We start from the raw sequence: 17,552 nt of genomic DNA, 5'->3' as shown, positions 1-17,552 counted from the left end.
GTAGAGACAGTGATCGAAGCAGAGTCTCCAAGATTGTCACCGTTTGTATTTGTCCAGGCATAGCTAGAACCACCAGAAGCGGTAAGCGTAGTTGAAGGAGTGTTACAATCAAGTGCCAGACCATTATTGTTTGTGATTTCTGCTGTTGGAGAAGTTGGTTGTTCAGTAATAATTACCGTATTAGAAGCAGTAGAAGTACAATCCAGTGTAAAAGTATCAGTTCCCGTGCCCGAAGAATAATTCTTGGTAGCTATAACAAAATAAGATCCTGCAACAAGATTTGTAAACTCACCATCCTGACTTTCAGCTGTAAAACCATTACCATCAGAGATGGTATAAGTTACATTGCTATCTGGAGAATCAACTGAAATAGTTCCGGTTGAAACATCACAGCTTGGCTGACTATCTACAGAAATTGCTGGTGTATCTGGTACCGAAACGATCTCAATTTCTGTTGTAGCAATTTTGCTACAGCTATATGAAGTATAAGAATAGGATACAACGTATGTTCCTGCAGTACTTGCTGCAACATTTATTTCTCCGGTATTTTCATCTATAACTAAACCAGTTGTACTGGTAAATTTTCCTCCTGAAGGACCAACTCTTGTTACTTGTACATTACCAGAATCTGAACAAACCGGCGAATCTAAATAAGCAATTTCAGCTGATGTAATTGTGAAATCTACACTAATAGGGGTTATATAATCTTCTAAGTCTGCTGTTAATGCAGCAGAACTTTTACTCTTTACAAAGATAGAGTTGATTCCTATACCTTCATTTTTACAAACATCTAAATTATCTAGTAATGAAGTAAGGTTAATTGCACCCTCTACGAATTTATATTGGTTTATTGTAGATTCACCAAAGGCTCCTGTTGGGGAGTCTATTGGTCCATCTATATTTACTCGTGCAAATACGTTTGTTGGATTTGGAACATATGCATCTTCAGTAGAATCATTTGTAACTAATAATACAAACTCATAATTACCTGGAGAAGTCTCTGTCCATTGGTAAACATAAAATAGTGGATTAGATCCACCATTTACATATTGTAAGGTTAAAAGTATATCTCCTACGGTACGTCCACCCTGGTTACCCGGAGCAGTAAATGTATTATCACTGTTTTCAACTATTGTACCCTGAAAGAAAGAGAAATCTATATATGCTGTACCTGTACTACCATTAGCGCTAATACGATCTGCACCAACAAAGATCCACTGATCTCCGGTATTTGCATCGCGAGCTATATGATAAAAAGCATGTTCTATATCACTTTTTGCCGATGGACCGCTAGGAGAGGTAGCCCATTGCCATACACCAGGAGAATTTGATGCTTTATTCAGATTTCCTTTTAAAAATCTATCTGTAGATGTATTTAATATATCGGAAACAAATTTTGAAGTGTTTGGGTTTACACTATTTCCATTATTGTCAAATACAAATCCACCAGTTCCGGATGGACCCTGGAACCAATCACCAATACCAGGAGTAGGTGTGTTTGCCTTTAGATCACCATCGATATTAAATCCTCCATTCGGATTTTCAACAGGAACCGCTACATTCTGTGCATTCAGCACAAAAGATCCTAAAAGGAATAGTGGTATGAATAAAAAATGCAAAATGGAAAAAGATCTCCTTGGAGATTTTTTAGGTGCATAATTTTTTGGTAACGTAGTTTTCCAAATCATATCAATAATGTTTAGAATTATCAATTTTGTTAAAGCCACAATCGGCTATTTTTAAATCCAATAAATAATGAGTTCAGAAGAAGTTGCCTTCAACTGATTTGGGGAGTTCAGTATTAAAAAAACTATGGGTTGAAATAAACATCTGTAGCCTTGAGGAACTACGAAGAGAAGTGTGGGGGTGACTCTATACGATGCAATTCTGATGTAAAACTATTACAAGAAAACCGGTATCGTAAGGTATATTTTGATTTTTAGTTAAAGCGGGCGATATATTCGTTAAAAAACACTTAAAGGGGATTTTTACCCCCTCAAAATGAGAGGTTTGGAAAAGTGGTTTGTGGGAATTTTGTAGGAAAATGTTAAAATTTATAGGGGAAAACCCGTATAAAACGATCTAAAAATGTATTACAAACTGTTGTCTATGAGCTATATATAAAGAGTCGACGTGTAGTCCTATAATTTGAAAATGAAAGTCATTTCCGTAAAATTGAAAAATTGAAATTGTACACTTTATCGAAGTTATCTGTAATAAATCTTGCCATAGCATTAAATAGGACAAAAACATTTCAGCCTTGTTCAATAAACTTGTAAATTGCATCAAACATCCCTGTGAAATATGGAGAAAGACCTGAAAGATTATCGTAAGTCTTATGAAAAAGGTAAACTTTTGGAAAATGAAATTCCGAAAGATCCTTTTGAATTATTCCAATCATGGTTCAATTTGGCTGATTCTTCAAATTCTGTAGAAGAAGCTAATGCCATGAGCATTTCAACCGTAGGAGAAAATGAGTTTCCCAGAACCAGAGTGGTTTTACTTAAAGGTTTCAGTAAAAACGGATTTACTTTTTATACGAATTACAGTTCATTAAAGGGAAAAGCTTTAGCATCTAATCCAAAATGCTGTATCAGCTTTTTCTGGCCAGGTTTGGAAAAGCAGATCATTATGCAGGGTGAGGCTGTGAAGATTTCTAAAAAGGAATCTGAAGATTATTTTCATTCGAGACCACGCGGGAGCCAGTTGGGAGCAATAGCTTCAGATCAAAGTTCTGTAATTCCCTCCAGAGAATACCTGGAGCAAAAACTGTCTGATTTGGAAACTGAGTTAGCGGATAAGGACATTCCGAAGCCTGATGATTGGGGTGGTTATCTTTTTAAACCAGTAAATTTTGAATTCTGGCAGGGTAGAGCCAGTAGATTACACGATAGAATTTTATTTAGTTTAGAGAATGATAACTGGAAAATAGAAAGACTTGCACCATAAATATGAAAAGATTAGTATTAGTAAGACACGGTAAATCTTCCTGGAATAATAATCTTCCAGACCATAAGCGTCCGCTGAAGAAAAGGGCCTATAATGATGCAGAAGTTGTGATCAAGGCTTTTAAACATTTCTATGAGCCCGGAGCACAATTCTGGTCTAGCTTTGCGGTTCGAGCTAATGAAACTGCTAATCTTTTTAAACAAGGTTTACATATTCCTGATAAGGATTTCGAGGTACTGGAAGAACTTTATACGTTTAACCAGAACGATCTTTTATCCGTGATTAAAACCTGTCCTGAAGATAAAGATTGGTTATGTGTATTCGGGCATAATCCGGCTATGACCATTCTTGTAAATTCTCTTGGTGATAAAAAAATTGATAATCTTCCCACTACAGGATTGTGTGTGATAGACTTCGAGGTAGATTCCTGGAAGGATATTAGAAAAGGAAAAACGATCCTGACACTTTTGCCTAAAAATCTTCGATAAACCTTTATGGCCGAAAAACGTTATATAAACAGAGAATTAAGCTGGCTGTCTTTTAATGCCAGAGTTTTACAGGAAGCTGCAGATGAAACAGTTCCTTTAATTGAGAGATTAAGGTTTCTCGGGATTTTTTCCAATAACCTTGATGAATTCTTCAAAGTAAGATATGCCACGGTAAAGCGTATAGATCTTGCCGGAAAAGCAGGTAAAAGTGTGCTTGGAGGTATCAAGGCAAGTAAACTTCTGGAGGCTATTACTAAGATCGTGATAGATCAGCAATCTGAAAGTTTGAAGATCCTGGAAGATATTCAGTCCAAGCTAAAAGATCATAACATCCATATAATTAAAGAAGACCAGGTAACCAGAAACCAGAAAGAGTTCATTAAGAATTTCTTTCTAAGTAAAGTGAGTCCGGCGCTGGTAACAATTATTTTGAATGATCTTCCGGAGATGCCTTCTTTAAAGGATAGTGCAGCCTACTTAGCAGTTAAAATGGTGATGAGTGATGAAACTGAACCAGCACAGGGAATTTCCAGAATATTGAATAAACCGGTAAAAGAGAAACGCTATGTTCTGATCGAAATTCCGCGAAATATTGAACGTTTTGTAGTGCTTCCGGAGGAAAATGGCAATCAGTACATCATTTTGTTGGACGATTTAATTAGGTATAACCTGAATACCATTTTCAATATATTCAATTACGAAAGTCTTTCCGCTCATATGATAAAGATAACCAGGGATGCCGAACTGGACCTGGATAGTGATCTAAGTAAGAGTTTCATTGAAAAGATCTCTGATAGTGTAAAAGACAGAATTAAAGGTGATCCTGTTAGATTCGTCTATGATAAAAATATTGACAGCGACACCCTGACTTATCTAATGAATAAGATGGGAATTGATGCTACAGATAGTATTATTCCGGGAGGAAGATATCACAATCGTAGGGATTATATGGATTTTCCTAGTCTAGGAAAAGAGGAACTTCATTACGAGGTTCGTGAACCTTTGCCAATCCCAGGTTTGATTCTTCAAACGAGTGTATTAAAAGGTATAGCAGAAAAAGATTATTTACTTTATACCCCTTATCAAAGTTTTGCCTATGTAGTGAAATTCCTTAGGGAAGCAGCTTTAGATCCAAAGGTGAAGACCATCAAGATCACCATCTACAGACTGGCGAAAATCTCCCATATTGCCAGTTCTCTAATCAATGCGGTTAAAAACGGAAAAAAAGTAACCGTGCAAATAGAACTTCGTGCGAGGTTTGATGAAGTTGCGAATATTAGGTATGCCGAGCAAATGCAGGAAGAAGGAGTCAAATTGATATTTGGTGTTCCCGGATTGAAAGTTCACTGTAAGACCTGTGTTATCGAAAGAGAAGAAGAAGGAAAATTGAAGCGATATGGTTTTATTAGTACTGGAAACTTCAACGAAAATACTTCAAAAGTATATACAGATTATACCTTATTTACTGCAGATGCATCTATCTTGAAAGAGGTGAATATGGTATTCGACTTTTTTGAAACAAATTATAAGGTAAATAAATACAAACATCTTATTGTTTCACCTCACTATACGCGTAATGCAATCTATAACCTTATTCAGGGAGAGATTGATAATGCTAAAAATGGAAAACCTTCCGGCATCAGACTTAAACTGAACAGTCTTTCAGATAATGGAGTGATTGAAAAACTTTATACAGCCAGTAAGGCCGGAGTACAGGTTAAGCTCATCGTAAGAGGTATTTGTTGCTTGGTTCCGGGGATAGAAGGTCTGAGTGAAAATATAGAAGCAATAAGCATCGTGGATAAATTTCTGGAACATCCTAGAGTTTTTATCTTTGAAAATAACGGAGATCCGAAAGTATATATCGCCTCAGCCGATTTTATGACTAGAAACCTTGATCAAAGAGTTGAAATTTCATGTCCGATTTATGATGAAGGAATTAAGCAGGAATTGATCGAGACTTTTGACATTAGCTGGAGGGATAATGTGAAAGCCAGGAACCACTGTAGAGGGATGGAAAATCCTTACAGGGAAATACCGGGACCTAAAGTTAGATCTCAGTTTGCCTTATATGATTATTATTTAAAGAAAATAGACATTAACGAGTAATGATAAAACAAAGAACATTCGCAGCCATAGATATAGGTTCTAATGCCGTAAGACTTTTAGTTTCGACTATTACCGAGAAAGAAGGAATGGAAACGAACTTCAGAAAGACTTCTCTGGTAAGAGTGCCTATTAGATTAGGAGCAGATGTTTTCCTGAAGAAGAAGGTTTCAGAAAAGAATACCACCAGGATGATAGATACCATGCATGCTTTTAATCTAATTATGAAATCTCATGGTGTGGAAAAATATAAAGCATGTGCAACTTCGGCAATGAGGGAAGCTGAAAATGGTGCAGAGATCGCCAGTATTATTAAAGAGAAATCTGGTATTGATATTGAAATTATTGATGGAAGTCATGAGGCTGCAATTATTGCGGCAACAGATCTTCATGCTTTAATTCAGAACGATTGTAACTACCTTTACGTAGATGTAGGTGGTGGAAGTACAGAATATACCATGTATAGCAACGGTAAAACCGTCACCTCAAGATCATTTAAGGTTGGAACTGTAAGAATGATGGAAGATCTTGTAGAGCACAAGACCTGGGAAGAGATGCAGCAATGGGTTAAAGATATTACTAAGGAATTTAATGATATAGACCTTATAGGTTCAGGTGGAAACATCAATAACATCTTTAAGACAAGTGGTAAAAAGACTGGAAAACCTTTAAGCCTGAAGTATCTTAAAGAATATGACGAAAAGCTGAATTCTTATACATATGAGGAAAGGATCACAGAATTAGATCTGAAAAATGACCGGGCAGATGTGATTATTCCGGCTTCAAAAATTTACGTGAATTCTATGAAGTGGGCGAAGGCTAATTGGATCCACGTCCCACAAATAGGGCTTGCCGATGGGATTATAAAATCTCTATACAATGAGTCTAAAAGAAGGAAGAAGGCTTAGCCGTGAATGCTTTCGTTCTTGCTGAGATCTTTCATTACTTCAGCTTCAAATTCCAGTAGTTCCTGCCACTTTTTATCCACGATCTCTCTGTCGCCATATTGTCTGGCAAATTTCAGAAACATTGTATAGTGATTGGCTTCACTAACCATAAGATCACGATAGAATTTGGCAAGTTCTTTATCCTCCAATTCCTCTGAAAGTAATCTGAATCTCTCACAGCTTCTGGCCTCGATCAAACCTGCGATCAATAAACGATGGATTAGCTGTGTTGTTCTGCTTCCACCTTTTGGGAAGAATTCACGCAATTTCAGAACGTACTCATCTTTACGATCCCAGCCCATGGTAAAGCCCATTTTCAAGATCCTGTCATGAACCATTTTAAAATGACCCATTTCTTCTCTGGCAAGCGCGGTCATCGCAGTTACAAGGTCTGAGTATTCAGGATAAGTAACGATAAGCGAGATTGCTGTCGAAGCAGCTTTCTGCTCACAATAAGCGTGGTCTACTAAAATATCTTCTATATTCTTTTCAGCGATATCTGCCCATCTTGGATCTGTGGGTAATTTAAGTCCTAACATAACTATACGTCTAAATCAAAAGTGGCTCTAAGCTTATCCAAAAGAGGGTTCGCTTCTTTGAGCTTTTCATATTTTTCCTGCGGTGTAAAGGCATACTTTCTGGAAGTTGCTTCATCCACATGAATTTGCAAGGTGATGTAGGTATTTCTAAGTTTCGCTTTTAAAAAGCTCATCAACCTGTTTTCCTCTCGTTCGAGGTCAAGCTTCATTGTCTCATTCGGAAAAGTGAGATGAATTACCTTGTCTTTGAGAGTTGGAGTCTGAGATTCGAAAATTGAAGCTAGAATCTTTTCTCCTTTGCGTTTAAGTCTTTCGGTATAATTCTTCCATTCATTCACCAGATCTTCTTCTGTATATTCATCGTCCATTACCTTCTCGGTAGGCATCATGGCCTTTTGCTTTTCCTCAAGCTCTTTTTTCTTGCCGATGCTTTTTAGAGAAAGTCCTGAAACCTTTTCTCGCTTTATTTCCGGAAACATGCTATTGGTAGAAGCTGTTGGTCTATCAGGTTCCTCAATTTTCTCTTCTTCAGATTCTGAAAGAGCTACTGGAGCTTCTGAATTCACCTCCGGTCTTTCAGCTACCGGAATATTTTTCTCTTCCGGGCTTTCTACGGATAATATATTCTCATTTGTGGTTTCAGCCACAGTTTCTGTTTCCGGATTTTCCTGAATTGGTTCTGTCTTTTCAATATTTTCAGGAACCGGTTCTGCTACTTCAAATTCTTTCTCAGGCTGGCTTGCCGGGCTGTCTTCTGAATAATATTCTTTTTCCTCATCCTTCGCACAGGATTCGGTTGCTACTTTCTGTTCAGGTAATTTGTTCTCCTCAATAGGAGAGGAGGTGTCGTGTTCGTTTTCTCGAACTAACTCTTTCTTTTCTTTAGGAATACTTACTGCTTCCTGCTCAAAATTTGAAGCCGGAACTATCTTTCGCTCAGCCTTTTTTTTTTCTTCACCAAAAGTCACAGATGCAAGCTGCATAAGGCAAAGCTCTACCAGTAATCTCTGGTTATGACTCGTCTTGTATTTCAGGTCACATGAATTTGCCAGATCTATAGCTTCCAGTAAAAATTGATGCGAAGTCTTTTGCGACTGCTCAAAATATTTCGCTTTGGTTTGGTCTCCAACTTCTAACAGAGCAATAGTCTTCTGGTCTTTACAAACCATCAGGTCTCTAAAGTGGGAGGCAAGGCCTGCTATAAAATGATGTCCGTCAAAGCCGCTAGACAGAATATCGTTATAATTGACCAGCAGACGCGGAATATTATTTTCAAGAATAAGATCAGTCACCTGCATGTAGGTGTCGTAATCCAGCACATTCAGATTTTCAGTAACTGCCTGCCTGGTAAGATTATTACCGCTGAAACTTACCACCCTGTCATAGATAGAAAGGGCATCTCTCATGGCGCCATCTGCCTTTTGAGCGATAATATGTAAAGCATCATCTTCAGCATTCACACCTTCCTGCTGGGCTATATAACCTAAATAGTTTTTTGCGTCAGTTACCGTAATCCTTTTAAAGTCGAATATCTGGCAACGTGAAAGTATGGTTGGAATTATTTTGTGCTTTTCAGTAGTAGCAAGGATGAAAATCGCATGTTTTGGAGGTTCTTCCAGGGTTTTCAGAAATGCATTAAAAGCAGATGCAGAAAGCATATGAACCTCATCAATAATATAGACTTTGTAATTCCCAACCTGTGGCGGAATCCTTACCTGATCTATAAGATTTCGAATGTCATCTACCGAGTTGTTTGAAGCGGCATCCAGTTCAAAAATATTGAAAGCAAAATCCTCATCAGGATCCTGCGTTTCCTCCTGGTTGATCATTTTCGCAAGTATACGTGCACATGTAGTTTTTCCAACCCCACGCGGACCAGTAAATAACAATGCCTGAGCCAGGTGGTTGTTATTTATTGCGTTTGCAAGGGTATTGGTAATTGCCTGTTGGCCAACTACATCTTTAAAAGTTTGCGGCCGGTATTTTCTAGCCGATACTACGAAATGCTCCATTAAAAAGTATTGAATTACAAATATAAAAATCACCGGCCTAAACTCCAGTACAGAGATGCTTATTTATGAACAAATACCGGAAGAAATCAACATAAATTAACTTACATTTGCCCTTAAGCAGGCCGCCTTATCGTTCCGACATTATTTCGGAGAGGAAAGTCCGGACACCACAGAGCAGTATAGTGGGTAACGCCCACCGATCGTGAGATCAGGACTAGTGCAACAGAAAGTATGTACAGGTTAAGCTGTAGTGAAACCAGGTAAACTCTATGCGGTGCAATGCCATGTATACCGGCATCTAAGGATCGCTCGTCCGTTGCCGGAGGGTAGGCAGCTAAAAATTAGTGGCAACACTAATTTCAGATAAATGATAAGGAGCCCGATCTTATTATCGGGTGACAGAATCCGGCTTACAGGCCTGCTTTTTATTATTCAATTTCTTTATAAACTCGCACGTAATCGATCAGGAATTTTTGAGGGAATATTGCCGTATCGATCTCTCCAGCCCAGTTTCCACCTAAAGCGAGATTCAGAATCAAATAAAATGGTTTTCTAAAGGGATTGTTCTTACGGCCGGCTTTATCCGCTTCAAAAGTGTGATAAACAGAATTGTCTACGAGAAACTCAATCTTTTCCGAAGACCAGCTAACAGAATAAACATGATATTCCTCTGAAGGGGAAGCTACTTCTGTAGTCCCTCCATCCGATGTGATTCCTTGCGCATTATCCCAGGGGAAATGAACAGTCCCATGGATTTCATTTGGTGTTTTCCCAACATGTTCCATGATATCAATTTCACCAGCATAAGGATATTCGATCTCTTCAAAATTTGCGCCCAGCATCCAGATAGCTGGCCAGACGCCGTTTCCATCAGGTAATTTGGCTCGAACTTCAACACGACCATATTTAAATTCGAATTTATCTTTAGTGGTAATGCTGCCAGAAGTATATTCCGCGGTTTCTGTATTGATGCGGTAATTTCTTACATCAGGATCATAACGCTTGTTTTTAAAATTTTCTTTCCTGGCTATTAATTCCAGTTTTCCATTTTTGATCCTTACATTCTTCTTTCTCTTGGTATAGATCTGTTCCTCCAAATTGCGAATAAAACCAGTCTCATAATTCCATTTTTCAGGATCGGGTTTTCCGGATTCATTGAAGTCATCATGCCAGATAAGTTCATAATGTTGGGATTTCATGGCAGTGGTAATAAATAGGAATAGAATGATTAGAGAAAAGGGAAGGTATTTATTCATATACCTTATTTGTTTTCTTCAAGCAGCCTTTTTGTCCATACCAAAGCTTCTTCTCTGGTGTAGAACATTTCAAAAGGAACTGTAGCGAACTGCTTCTCAAAATTCGCTATCTGGGCGCCATCTATTTCATTGATGATAATAGCCATTCCTAAAAGTATATTTCTTTGAATTAGATCTATATAGATAACAGGGTTTACATTATACTTGTGTTTTCTGTTACTTATATAGACGAATTTCTTGTGATCAAAATAGTCATAAAATATCACCCTCATCTCTTCAACCTTTTCCTTATCCAGGACCTGGTCTTCTTTAAAAGTAGAGATCACAAACGAATCGTAAAATTCTAAATGCGTATATGGGAGAGTTATTTCTCGAGTTGGTTTAAGCGTCATGCTAGGTAAGTTAACCAATTATTCGAAAAAACTAAAAACTGAACTACCGTATTTACGACTTTCTATAAAGTTATTCAGTTCAGATAAGTCAGTGTGTTTTGAGTGTTCAATGATCAACTGGCCATCTTCATTCAGCATTTCTTTTTCGAAAACGAGCTCTGCAATTCTGGCAAATTTCTCATCTTCAAAATTATAGGGCGGATCTGCGAATATAATATCAGCTTTTACAGGTGCTTTCTCCAGATATTTGAAAACATCACTTTTAATCGTGGTTATCGGAAAATCTAATTCAGCAGAAGTTTTTTTAATGAATTTTACGCAGTCATAATTCCCGTCTACTGAAGTAATATTTTCTGCGCCTCTTGCAGCAAACTCATAAGCGATATTCCCGGTTCCTGAAAACAGGTCTACAATGCTAAGGTTTGAGATATGATAATTATTATTCAGGATATTAAATAAGGCTTCCTTAGCCACATCTGTAGTAGGACGCACTGGTAATTTTGATGGTGCGATAATTCTACGTCCTTTATGAGTTCCTGAAATTATTCGCATTATAATGATTTGATTAAAAGATACTCTGAAAGCTCTTCTTTGGGTTTACTTTCAGATTCAAACTGGTAGGAGTGAAAAGGTCCCATAAATGAGATATTCCTGATATATTCCCAGGCCATTTTATATTCAGCTGAATCTTTCTGAATATCTCCCAGTAGAATTAATTCAAATTCCTGCGGATCTAGATTGAGCTGCTCAGCAGTAAATAATAAATAATAGAGAAAATCTTCCTTTGTTTCAAATTCAAAGCTATTCGCGAAGACCAGCCTCGTATTTTCGATCACCACCAGTTCATAGGTGTTCAAATGTGAATGTAAATAAACTTTGGGTTTGGCGCTTTTCTCAAGCTTTAATAATGATTCAATTAGAACACTGAGACTATGCTGGTATTCAAACTCACCATACTTATCAAAAAAGTAGTTGGTGATGTTAGCGTAAGGAATATAAACATTGATAGTTTCCGGTTCAATTTTATCGAAGGCAATAAAATCTGTTTTCAGGATCTTTGTATTGAACTTAAGATAGCTGGCAGCATTATCTTCATCAAACATTTTCTCCGGAACCAGGGTGAAAAGGTTATTGGTGAACAGCAATACCACTTCATTCACAGGTTGATTCAATTCATTCTCCTGCTCGTAGGTAAGTTCGATCTTAGAAAGTACTTTTATAGGGTCTAGTTGTCTTTCAAAATCTATCCTTTTAAAATAAAGGATCTTATTATCCTGTTTATTCAGGATACAAAAAGAAAGTCCATTCAAGCTTACCTGAATGGACAATTTCTTATTGTTTGTATTTTGACTAGTCGTTGCTGTCTCCACCATATCTGTCAAATCCATTACCACTTGTATTTACTTCGGTCATGGAACCAACACTAATATAACGGCCGTTTACATCATCAACAGACTGTACTTCATTTTCCTGAAGAACTAATGTTCTATCCTGATCTGAAAGTACTACTGCTTTAGCAACTCTTGCCTCGAAAACTGGAATCTGAGATTCTCCTTTTGGGATGGTACCAGCTTTTAACTCGAACTTTTCATCTACACCTTCAACAGGTACATTCATCATTGTACGGTATCTTTCTTCATTTCCTTTGAATAAAGAATCCTTAACAGGTACGAAACCTAGTGTATCAACAATTACTTTTTCAATATATTGATCTACACCGTAAGTCTTTTTATATTCTTCATCAAGAAGGGTAGTATCACGACGCTGAGTAATTGCAAATTCGGCAGTATCAATGAATTTTACCAGGCTGTCCCAGTCTCCCTGAAACTTTCCGACTACTTCTTTGTGCGCTAATTCCGCGTTTCTGATATCCTTAAGGTTTTTGATAACCCTAGTGTATCTTTTTTCCTTGACTTTGTTAAATTGGATAGGTTCGTAAACCGCGTTGAAAGTAAGATATGCCAGGAAGATAATCACCAACCAAAGAAGTATCTGTATTACAAATCTCATGCTTTAATAGTTTATGTTTTAATTTGAAGGTTATTGGTTACACGCAAATCTACAACTTTTTTTTATTCGTAAAAGTTTCTGCCATAAAAATCCATTCTTATCTTTGAGATTTTATGCACTTTCTATGGAAAAAACCACTCCCGGTTCCTTTTTTAAATTACTAGTTGAAGATCTTGGATTTGCTGCTACAGATAAGCAGGATATTGCTCTTCAAATGCTATCTGAGTTTGTGGTAAATGGAGGTAAAGACAGGCTTTTTCTACTTCGGGGTTTCGCCGGAACTGGTAAGACCACCATAATTAGTACTCTGGTTAAGAATCTCTGGAAAATTCGGAAATCTGGCGTATTGCTTGCTCCTACAGGGCGTGCCGCGAAAGTGATCTCTAATTATTCTAAGAAGGAAGCTTTTACGATACATAAAAAGATCTACTTTCCGAAGAAATCCAGTGGAGGAGGAGTGCAGTTTACATTACAACCAAATAAACACAAAAACACCCTGTTCATCGTTGATGAAGCTTCCATGATTTCTGATGATGGAGGGAATTCAAAATTATTTGAAAATGGCTCATTACTGGATGATCTAATACAGTATGTATATCAGGGGCATAACTGTCAGTTAATTCTTATTGGAGATACGGCACAATTGCCTCCGGTAAAAATGGACCTTAGTCCGGCGCTTGAAGAAGAAAAACTTGAATTCAATTATAATAAACAGATGTCTTTCATTGAGTTAGATGAAGTAGTGCGGCAAAGTGAAGAGAGTGATATTTTGCATAATGCTACACTTATAAGAGAAAGTCTGCAGGAGGAGTTTTATGAAAGTTTTCAGTTTGAACTTTCCCAGAATAAAGATGTGATAAGGCTTACCGATGGTTATGAGATCATGGATGCCATTCAGGATTGTTATACCTCAGATGGTCATGAAGATACCAGCATAATTGTTCGTTCTAATAAAAGAGCGAATATGTATAATCAACAAATCAGGTCCAGGATTTTATTCCAGGAAGAAGAACTTTCGGCGGGAGATTATTTAATGGTGGTCAAAAACAATTATTTCTGGGTGAAGCCAACCAGTGAAGCTGGATTTATCGCTAATGGTGATATTGTGAAAGTTCTGGAGATATTTGGGTTTAAAGAACTTTATGGTTTCAGATTTGCCGAAGTTCAGGTGCAAATGGTTGATTATCCCAAAATGCGACCTTTTGAAACGGTGATCATTCTGGATACTTTAACAACTAATACACCATCGCTTACTTACGAAGAGTCTAACAATTTATATGAAGAAGTGAAGAAGGATTATGCCGATGAGCGTTCCAAGTACAAGCAATTCATGAAGATCAAGAACAATAAATATTTCAATGCATTGCAGATCAAATTCTCTTATGCTATTACCTGTCATAAATCTCAGGGTGGACAATGGAATAATGTTTTTATCGAGCAACCTTATTTACCAAATGGAGTAGGGAAGGAGTATTTGCGATGGTTATATACAGCCATGACGCGGGCACAAAAGAAATTATATCTAATAGGTTTTGGTGACGATTTTTTCGCATCTAACTAATTACTACTTTTACTGAAAATTTGATATGACAGAGCCTTCAAAAAACAGGATCATCGCAATGATCCCGGCACGTTACAAAGCTTCAAGATTTCCCGGGAAATTGATGAAAGATCTTAATGGAAAGACCGTAATTACAAGGACTTATGAAGCTGCCGTGAATACTGGCCTTTTTGACGAAGTATACGTTGTGACTGACAGCGGGAAGATCTTTGATGAGATCGTGAATGAGGGCGGTCATGTAATTAGAAGCGAGAAAGAACACGAATGCGGAAGCGACAGGATAGCGGAAGCCGTTGAGCATATGGATGTAGATATCGTCGTGAATGTTCAGGGAGATGAACCTTTTATCGACAAGGAAAGTCTTTCAAAATTGCTTGATGTTTTTAACCAGGAAGGTGCAGCGGAGATTGATCTGGCTTCCTTGAAAACTCCCCTCACCGAAAGTGACGACATTACCAATCCTAACAACGTGAAAGTGATCACCGGGAATGATGATTTTGCTCTTTACTTTTCCAGGTTTCCCATTCCATACCCTAGAGATACTTCTGCAGATGTGACCTACTATAAGCATATCGGGATTTACGCCTTTAGAAAATCTGCCTTAATGGATTTTTATCGCTTACCTATGTTACCTTTGGAAGCAGCTGAAAAGATTGAATGTATCAGGTATCTGGAATATGGTAAGAAGATCAAAATGGTGGAGACCAGTGTAAAAAGTATAGGCATTGATACACCTGAAGACCTGGAAAAAGCAAGAAAGCTGTTAGGTTAATTACTAACAGCTTCCTTATAAGTTTTAAGGGCTCTTTCCCTTGCTTCTTTATGATCAACCATTTTTTCTGGATAATCATCTGAGCCATATTCTGAAACCCATTCCTTTATATACTCTTCATCCTTATCAAATTTCTCAATTTGAGTAGTAGGATTGAATATTCTGAAATAAGGAGCGGCATCTACACCACTTCCGGCGACCCATTGCCAGTTTCCTACATTAGAAGACATTTCATAATCCAGCAGCTTTTCAGCAAAATAGGCTTCACCCCAGCGCCAATCAATTAACAGGTGTTTGCATAGAAATGAGCCAACCAACATTCTAATTCGATTATGCATAAAACCAGATTCGTTTAATTGTCTCATTCCAGCATCAACTAATGGATAACCTGTTTTTCCCTGTTTCCAAAGTTCAAATTCATCTTTGTTGTTTCGCCATTTGATCCTGTCATATTTCTTTTTGAATGCATCGGTAACGGTATCTGGAAAATGAAATAAGATCTGCATAAAAAATTCTCTCCATACCAATTCATCCAGGAAAGTTTTATTTCGCTGCTTATCAGCATCTCTCACCATTTGTCTTACACTTACAGTTCCAAATCTTAAATGAGGACCGAGTCTTGATGTCCCATGAACTGCGGGGTAATCCCTTTTATCTTTATAATCTTTAATTAAACCTGGAGTTAGTTTGTAATCTGGAACTTTTAAAGATGATTTTTTGAAACCGATGTCTGATAAACTTAGGTTCGGTAACCTGCTATTATCGTAAAGATTATCCATATACCTTGTAGTATAATGAAAATCCAGTTCGGTATTACTGAATTTTTCTCTCCATAGATTCTTATATGGGGTATAGACAACATATGGATCGCCATCGCTCTTTACTACCTCATCTTTTTCAAAGATCACCTGATCTTTAAAATCGAGGAATTCTATATCCTCATCTGATAATAATTTAGAAATTTTTTCATCACGATCTTTTGCATAAGGTTCATAATCGCGATTGGTAAATACTTTTTCAATCTTATAATCTTTTATCAAAGACTTGAAAACCTTTTCCGGTTCATCATGAAACATGGCAATAGAACTTCCATGTTCTTTCTGAAGCTCGTCTCTCATTTTTTGCAATTCGCCAAAAATAAAAGTAACCCGCGCATCATCCTCAGGAAGTTTATCCAGGATCTCAGGATCGAAAATGAAAATAGGTAAAACTGGATGCTCATCCTGCAGCGCCGCTTTTAGACCGGCATTGTCATCAAGTCTCAGGTCTCTTCTGAACCAGAATATATTTACTTTTTTGCTCATTAATTACTGTTTATGGTTGAAAGTCCGCCGTCTACACCTAAAACCTGTCCTGTTATCCATGTGCTATTATCGCTTAATAGAAATGCTGCCAGGTTTGCTATATCTTTTGCTTCGCCCACTCGTTTTAATGGATGTCTCTGATCCATTTTCTGTCTTTTATCATCGTTGGAAAGTAATTTTTCCGCAAGCGGTGTATCGGTAAGCGAAGGAGCGATCACATTTACCCGGAAGCTAGGGGCATATTCTGCTGCAAGTGATTTTGCAAAACCTTCAATTGCTCCTTTTGCAGCCGCTACATTTGTATGAAATGGCATCCCTACCTTGACTGCAACCGTACTAAAAAATACTAGGCTAGCCTGGTTGGAATTTTTCAGCTTATCAAGAATACCTTTCAGGCTTCTAACCAATCCAAAGAAATTCAACTGCATTTCACTTTCAAAATCTTCAGGCTTGATCATCTTGAAAGGTTTAAGATCTATACTTCCAGGACAGTAAACAAATCCGTCTATGGTATCTGGGAGATCTAGATCTGCAATATCATCATTCAAAACGTCAAATTCTAAGTGTGTTACTTTATTAGTATCCAGGTCACCTTCGCTTCGGAAAGCAACAATGATATTATTATTCTCATTGAGTAGTTCAGAAATCTGGTATCCAATACCGGTTGAACCGCCTATCAGCAAAATATTCTTTTTCATAATTTTTAATTTAAAATGTCTTGTTTCAGGGTTTCAGATTTATCTGGCGTTTCTTTGAATTTCCCGAAAAGCTCGACCAGTTTATTCTTTCGATAATCGAAAATTTCTTTCAATTTTGGTTTTACCAATACGGGGTGAGTTAACTGTCCCAGAAAACCGAATGGAAGTTTATAATCTATGATGTCTTCCATTTCTACTCCACCGGGAATAGCTTTGATGAAATGTTTATGATGCCACAGTGCATATGGTCCAAATCTCTGTTCATCTACAAAATATTCACCTTCCTTTACGTGTGTGATCTCTGTAACCCATTTAGTTTTTATGCCTGCTACCGGTGTTACGATGTATTGTATGATCTGTCCCGAAAACATCGGTCTATCAGCTCCAGACAGGATTTCGAACCCCATATAATCCGGAGTAATTGTCTTTAAGTTTTTTGGGTCAGATAGAAAGTCCCAGGCTTCTTGTGGACTAATTGGTAATTTCTGAACACTGCGCAGGGTATAAATCTTCATTTT

17 protein-coding genes and 1 other RNA gene are annotated in these 17,552 nt (G+C 37.4%); 7 read left to right on the top strand and 11 right to left on the bottom strand.

What is annotated here, in order from left to right; translation table 11 throughout:
- Positions 1 to 1,688, bottom strand: a 1,688-nt coding sequence (locus RE431_RS07390; protein ID WP_309561326.1) for a hypothetical protein, incomplete at its 3' end; no start/stop codon positions are given.
- 616 nt (positions 1,689 to 2,304) lie between these two features.
- Between RE431_RS07390 and pdxH the strand changes: the two genes are divergently transcribed.
- Genes pdxH through RE431_RS07370 form a run of 4 tightly spaced genes read left to right on the top strand, consistent with a single transcriptional unit; the run spans position 2,305 to position 6,451 of the window.
- The gene (gene pdxH / locus RE431_RS07385) at positions 2,305 to 2,949 is read left to right on the top strand and encodes a pyridoxamine 5'-phosphate oxidase (RefSeq protein WP_309561325.1); all 645 of its coding nucleotides are present in this window, start codon (positions 2,305 to 2,307) and stop codon (positions 2,947 to 2,949) included.
- 2 nt (positions 2,950 to 2,951) lie between these two features.
- On the top strand, positions 2,952 to 3,437 hold the full coding sequence (locus tag RE431_RS07380; RefSeq protein WP_309561324.1) for a SixA phosphatase family protein: 486 nt from the start codon (positions 2,952 to 2,954) through the stop codon (positions 3,435 to 3,437).
- Between the two features lie 6 nt (positions 3,438 to 3,443).
- Positions 3,444 to 5,546, top strand: a complete 2,103-nt coding sequence (gene ppk1 / locus RE431_RS07375; protein WP_309561323.1) for a polyphosphate kinase 1 — start codon at positions 3,444 to 3,446, stop codon at positions 5,544 to 5,546.
- Entirely contained in the window at positions 5,546 to 6,451 is a 906-nt protein-coding gene (locus RE431_RS07370; protein WP_309561322.1) for a Ppx/GppA phosphatase family protein, read from the top strand. The genes ppk1 and RE431_RS07370 overlap by 1 nt, the downstream gene beginning before the upstream one ends.
- Here the strand turns inward: RE431_RS07370 and RE431_RS07365 are convergent.
- Positions 6,448 to 7,029 carry a MiaE family protein gene (locus RE431_RS07365; protein ID WP_309561321.1) on the bottom strand — a complete coding sequence of 194 codons (582 nt, stop codon included), beginning with the start codon at positions 7,027 to 7,029 and terminating at the stop codon, positions 6,448 to 6,450. The genes RE431_RS07370 and RE431_RS07365 overlap by 4 nt on opposite strands.
- A 2-nt stretch (positions 7,030 to 7,031) precedes the next feature.
- Positions 7,032 to 9,041, bottom strand: coding sequence for a DNA polymerase III subunit gamma/tau (locus tag RE431_RS07360; protein ID WP_309561320.1), 2,010 nt, complete (start codon positions 9,039 to 9,041; stop codon positions 7,032 to 7,034).
- Between the two features lie 114 nt (positions 9,042 to 9,155).
- Here RE431_RS07360 and rnpB point away from each other — a divergent pair.
- An RNA gene (gene rnpB, locus RE431_RS07355) (RNase P RNA component class A) lies at positions 9,156 to 9,470 on the top strand.
- Here rnpB and RE431_RS07350 read toward each other — a convergent pair.
- The 5 genes from RE431_RS07350 to RE431_RS07330 are packed head-to-tail and all read right to left on the bottom strand — an operon-like array spanning position 9,470 to position 12,699.
- The gene (locus RE431_RS07350; RefSeq protein ID WP_309561319.1) at positions 9,470 to 10,297 is read right to left on the bottom strand and encodes a glycoside hydrolase family 16 protein; all 828 of its coding nucleotides are present in this window, start codon (positions 10,295 to 10,297) and stop codon (positions 9,470 to 9,472) included. The two genes, rnpB and RE431_RS07350, sit on opposite strands and share 1 nt — an antisense overlap.
- 5 nt (positions 10,298 to 10,302) lie before the next feature.
- Positions 10,303 to 10,689 (bottom strand): hypothetical protein, encoded by a 387-nt coding sequence (locus RE431_RS07345; protein WP_309561318.1) that lies wholly within the window; start codon positions 10,687 to 10,689, stop codon positions 10,303 to 10,305.
- 18 nt (positions 10,690 to 10,707) lie between these two features.
- Positions 10,708 to 11,241 carry an RsmD family RNA methyltransferase gene (locus RE431_RS07340; RefSeq protein WP_309561317.1) on the bottom strand — a complete coding sequence of 178 codons (534 nt, stop codon included), beginning with the start codon at positions 11,239 to 11,241 and terminating at the stop codon, positions 10,708 to 10,710.
- Entirely contained in the window at positions 11,241 to 12,077 is an 837-nt protein-coding gene (locus RE431_RS07335; protein WP_309561316.1) for a DUF3822 family protein, read from the bottom strand. The genes RE431_RS07340 and RE431_RS07335 overlap by 1 nt, the downstream gene beginning before the upstream one ends.
- A complete protein-coding gene (locus RE431_RS07330) occupies positions 12,040 to 12,699 on the bottom strand; it encodes a hypothetical protein (protein ID WP_309561315.1) in 660 nt (219 codons plus the stop codon). Before RE431_RS07330 ends, RE431_RS07335 begins: the two co-directional genes overlap by 38 nt.
- 124 nt (positions 12,700 to 12,823) lie before the next feature.
- Here RE431_RS07330 and RE431_RS07325 point away from each other — a divergent pair, with 124 nt between their 5' ends.
- Positions 12,824 to 14,260, top strand: a complete 1,437-nt coding sequence (locus tag RE431_RS07325) for an ATP-dependent DNA helicase (RefSeq protein WP_309561314.1) — start codon at positions 12,824 to 12,826, stop codon at positions 14,258 to 14,260.
- Positions 14,261 to 14,285: 25 nt separating this feature from the next.
- Positions 14,286 to 15,032 carry a 3-deoxy-manno-octulosonate cytidylyltransferase gene (kdsB, locus tag RE431_RS07320; RefSeq protein ID WP_309561313.1) on the top strand — a complete coding sequence of 249 codons (747 nt, stop codon included), beginning with the start codon at positions 14,286 to 14,288 and terminating at the stop codon, positions 15,030 to 15,032.
- On the opposite strand, the gene RE431_RS07315 is transcribed toward kdsB, so the two are convergent.
- The 3 genes from RE431_RS07315 to RE431_RS07305 are packed head-to-tail and all read right to left on the bottom strand — an operon-like array spanning position 15,029 to position 17,549.
- A complete protein-coding gene (locus RE431_RS07315) occupies positions 15,029 to 16,336 on the bottom strand; it encodes a cryptochrome/photolyase family protein (RefSeq protein WP_309561312.1) in 1,308 nt (435 codons plus the stop codon). The genes kdsB and RE431_RS07315 overlap by 4 nt on opposite strands.
- Positions 16,336 to 17,034, bottom strand: a complete 699-nt coding sequence (locus tag RE431_RS07310) for an SDR family NAD(P)-dependent oxidoreductase (RefSeq protein ID WP_309561311.1) — start codon at positions 17,032 to 17,034, stop codon at positions 16,336 to 16,338. The genes RE431_RS07315 and RE431_RS07310 overlap by 1 nt, the downstream gene beginning before the upstream one ends.
- Positions 17,035 to 17,039: 5 nt before the next feature.
- Positions 17,040 to 17,549, bottom strand: a complete 510-nt coding sequence (locus RE431_RS07305) for an SRPBCC family protein (protein ID WP_309561310.1) — start codon at positions 17,547 to 17,549, stop codon at positions 17,040 to 17,042.
- Positions 17,550 to 17,552: the final 3 nt, after the last annotated feature.

Source organism: Christiangramia sediminicola, assembly GCF_031344135.1.
In the GTDB taxonomy this organism is placed as follows: Bacteria; Bacteroidota; Bacteroidia; order Flavobacteriales; family Flavobacteriaceae; genus Christiangramia; species Christiangramia sediminicola.
The sequence above is the reverse complement of the archived record's forward strand: the minus strand, read 5'-3'. Positions and strand labels throughout refer to the sequence as shown.

What these genes read in the sequence shown, in the direction of transcription:
- RE431_RS07350 (WP_309561319.1), bottom strand. Translation starts at nt 10,297, where the DNA reads ATGAATAAATACCTTCCCTTTTCTCTAATCATTCTATTCCTATTTATT.
- RE431_RS07325 (WP_309561314.1), top strand. Translation starts at nt 12,824, where the DNA reads ATGGAAAAAACCACTCCCGGTTCCTTTTTTAAATTACTAGTTGAAGAT.
- RE431_RS07340 (WP_309561317.1), bottom strand. Translation starts at nt 11,241, where the DNA reads ATGCGAATAATTTCAGGAACTCATAAAGGACGTAGAATTATCGCACCA.
- ppk1 (WP_309561323.1), top strand. Translation starts at nt 3,444, where the DNA reads ATGGCCGAAAAACGTTATATAAACAGAGAATTAAGCTGGCTGTCTTTT.
- RE431_RS07305 (WP_309561310.1), bottom strand. Translation starts at nt 17,549, where the DNA reads ATGAAGATTTATACCCTGCGCAGTGTTCAGAAATTACCAATTAGTCCA.
- kdsB (WP_309561313.1), top strand. Translation starts at nt 14,286, where the DNA reads ATGACAGAGCCTTCAAAAAACAGGATCATCGCAATGATCCCGGCACGT.
- RE431_RS07345 (WP_309561318.1), bottom strand. Translation starts at nt 10,689, where the DNA reads ATGACGCTTAAACCAACTCGAGAAATAACTCTCCCATATACGCATTTA.
- RE431_RS07310 (WP_309561311.1), bottom strand. Translation starts at nt 17,034, where the DNA reads ATGAAAAAGAATATTTTGCTGATAGGCGGTTCAACCGGTATTGGATAC.
- RE431_RS07370 (WP_309561322.1), top strand. Translation starts at nt 5,546, where the DNA reads ATGATAAAACAAAGAACATTCGCAGCCATAGATATAGGTTCTAATGCC.
- RE431_RS07330 (WP_309561315.1), bottom strand. Translation starts at nt 12,699, where the DNA reads ATGAGATTTGTAATACAGATACTTCTTTGGTTGGTGATTATCTTCCTG.
- RE431_RS07380 (WP_309561324.1), top strand. Translation starts at nt 2,952, where the DNA reads ATGAAAAGATTAGTATTAGTAAGACACGGTAAATCTTCCTGGAATAAT.
- RE431_RS07365 (WP_309561321.1), bottom strand. Translation starts at nt 7,029, where the DNA reads ATGTTAGGACTTAAATTACCCACAGATCCAAGATGGGCAGATATCGCT.
- RE431_RS07360 (WP_309561320.1), bottom strand. Translation starts at nt 9,041, where the DNA reads ATGGAGCATTTCGTAGTATCGGCTAGAAAATACCGGCCGCAAACTTTT.
- RE431_RS07315 (WP_309561312.1), bottom strand. Translation starts at nt 16,336, where the DNA reads ATGAGCAAAAAAGTAAATATATTCTGGTTCAGAAGAGACCTGAGACTT.
- RE431_RS07335 (WP_309561316.1), bottom strand. Translation starts at nt 12,077, where the DNA reads ATGGATTTGACAGATATGGTGGAGACAGCAACGACTAGTCAAAATACA.
- pdxH (WP_309561325.1), top strand. Translation starts at nt 2,305, where the DNA reads ATGGAGAAAGACCTGAAAGATTATCGTAAGTCTTATGAAAAAGGTAAA.